This window comes from bacterium, assembly GCA_040755795.1.
Classification (GTDB): domain Bacteria; phylum UBA9089; class CG2-30-40-21; order CG2-30-40-21; family SBAY01; genus JBFLXS01.
The window spans coordinates 1-2251 of record JBFLXS010000550.1 but is presented as its reverse complement, the minus strand read 5'-3'; the positions used below and the strand labels follow the sequence as shown (position 1 = coordinate 2251).

General features: G+C 36.7%; 2 protein-coding genes. Both read right to left on the bottom strand.

The window, feature by feature from the left end; translation table 11 throughout:
- Positions 1-166: 166 nt before the first annotated feature.
- Positions 167-532, bottom strand: coding sequence for a four helix bundle protein (locus AB1414_19535; protein ID MEW6609606.1), 366 nt, complete (start codon positions 530-532; stop codon positions 167-169).
- Between the two features lie 531 nt (positions 533-1063).
- Positions 1064-1813, bottom strand: coding sequence for a type II secretion system protein (locus AB1414_19530; protein MEW6609605.1), 750 nt, complete (start codon positions 1811-1813; stop codon positions 1064-1066).
- Positions 1814-2251: the final 438 nt, after the last annotated feature.

The window sequence follows — 2251 nt, the reverse complement described above, 5'->3', positions numbered from 1 at the left end:
CTAGTGCTCTGTCGCTCCTCAATTGATGTTCTCCCTTGGCCTAATCATTACCCACATCTTTTAGTGGACAGATTAGATAGAAATTCCAAATTCCAAGCACCAAATTCCAAATAAATTCCAAATTCCAAACACTAAATTCCAAAGTTTATATTACAACGATAAAAATTCATTTAGACTTTTCAATAATTGAAGAAAAAATTTTCTTCAATTCTATTGCCTCCTTGAAAAGCCTTTCTCCTTCTTGTTTAAATTTTTCATCGTTAGTTCCAATTATTAATCTTAACCAATAAGCAGATTCTTTTGATTCTTTACGACAAATCTTTATTCTCATCTTAAAATCTTTCGAGCCCAAAGACTCATTTGCCTCAATATAGTTTGCTCCAACTGAACCCGAAGCCCTAATTATTTGCTTTACATATTCGATATTAGTAATAGTTTTAGGTAGTTTCTTACAGAATAAAGCAACCTCTTGAGCAAATTGATAAGTTCTTTCTTCTAAATCATATTGTTTGGAATTTTGAATTTTGGTCATTGGAATTTATTTGTATTTTGGGATTTGGGATTTGGAATTTTGCCACTCACTCCGCTCTCCTGCAATCTCTAATCTCCCGTTTATAGTTTATCCTTGTTTACCTCATCTTGTTACCCAACTTGTGGGTAAGGATTAGACCCCCGCCAGCGGGGGACAACGGCCAATCAATCACTTGAATGGCGACAGAGCACTAGGTACCCACACAGAATAACCCTCATCAGTTTTTTTAAGATTAACTTTGTATTTCATAACTTTATCTTCCTCCTTCCTTGTAACCGTTCAGCCACAGAGGCACAGAGTTCACAGAGAATTAAGGAAAGTAGCCACAAATGGATACGAATTAACCTCTGACATCCCATAAATGTAGTGCGAACCTTTAAGTTCGCCTTTTGGCTTGCCAGAAGTGAATCTAACGCCTCGCACTACAAATCTTTTTATTATTCGTGTTCATTCGTGGTTATATATTCGCTCTGTGTTCTCTGTGACTCTGTGGCTATATCCCTGAACGGTTACCGATATTTTTTGCTAAGGTCAAAGGACTGGGGATAATCTTCTTAATGTGATTATGTCTGATTGTAATCGTGATTGTTGATAAAACGGTGTATTAGTCCCTTTTGATTTACTTCTGCCTGCCTCGGTAATTACATAGACGCCCATAGATACACTATTTACTGGAGTAGTTTCATTTCCTGCACTATCCCAATACTTAAATTGTAATCCTGGAGTTAGAGTTCCTAACATAATATTAGAGGCAACTATTGCGGTCGTCATACTTCCTGCATAAAAACAAGTCCAGCTACCGTTTAGTGGGTTATTATCCCTGGTATTTAATGCCTCATATTTTTCTTCTCGCAGTTCATTACATTTTTCCACACCTTGCTCGATTAATCTATATCGATATATGTTCCAGACAATTGTATCAGTTCCCACATCAGGATTCAATCTCATCACAATATCACCTTTTTGATTAGTTGAATATGAAATCAGGCTCATTGTTCCATAGGGTTGACTTTCAAATTTTACACCAGCTATTGTTTCATTATCTATTATCTGATATGCTCCTCTTATTCTTGCGGTTAACCACGATACCGCACATCTGGCATTTTGTTCAGCAATCATATAATTAAGCTGGATTTTCATAGACTTTTGAGCGGAGATAAAGAAAGGAATTAGCAGTATACCGACTAAAATTCCCAATATTCCCACAACAATTAATATCTCAATTAGCGTAACGCCTTTTTCTGTTTTTATATGTCTTCTGGAATGGTTCATTTTCATCATTTTTTCTAAATTTCGGTGATGTCTTAATCTAGCATAAAGGTTGAAATAGTGTAAGAGTGCCTTAAGAAAGTCAAGTTTTATTTTTGGGCAATACTTTCCCCTTGACCTTCTGAAGTCCGTTTTCCCCAGGCGGCCTGAGAAAGAATATATTTAAGATAAAATTTACAGTTTTGTGATACAGGGTATACACTTTGGGGTTCAGTGCCCACTTAATTTACTCTCAGAGCCTAATCCTGGCAGCAATAGCAGGGTATTACCCTAAGGTGCCAAAGCGAGGTTGAGAGAGACCACAGAAAATATCTGTGGCTGGGCAGGAGTTTCTAAATCTTACAAGCGAGGTTTGGTTTTAACCAAGAGCCTTATGAAAAGGAGCGGAATCCCCTACCCCTCCACAAAACTAAATTGTTATCTTTTGTTATCTTTAAGGATATAACTTAG

Bases quoted from the DNA above. Each gene is read 5' to 3' on its own strand.
- AB1414_19535 (MEW6609606.1), bottom strand. From the start codon at position 532: ATGACCAAAATTCAAAATTCCAAACAATATGATTTAGAAGAAAGAACT.
- AB1414_19530 (MEW6609605.1), bottom strand. From the start codon at position 1,813: ATGATGAAAATGAACCATTCCAGAAGACATATAAAAACAGAAAAAGGC.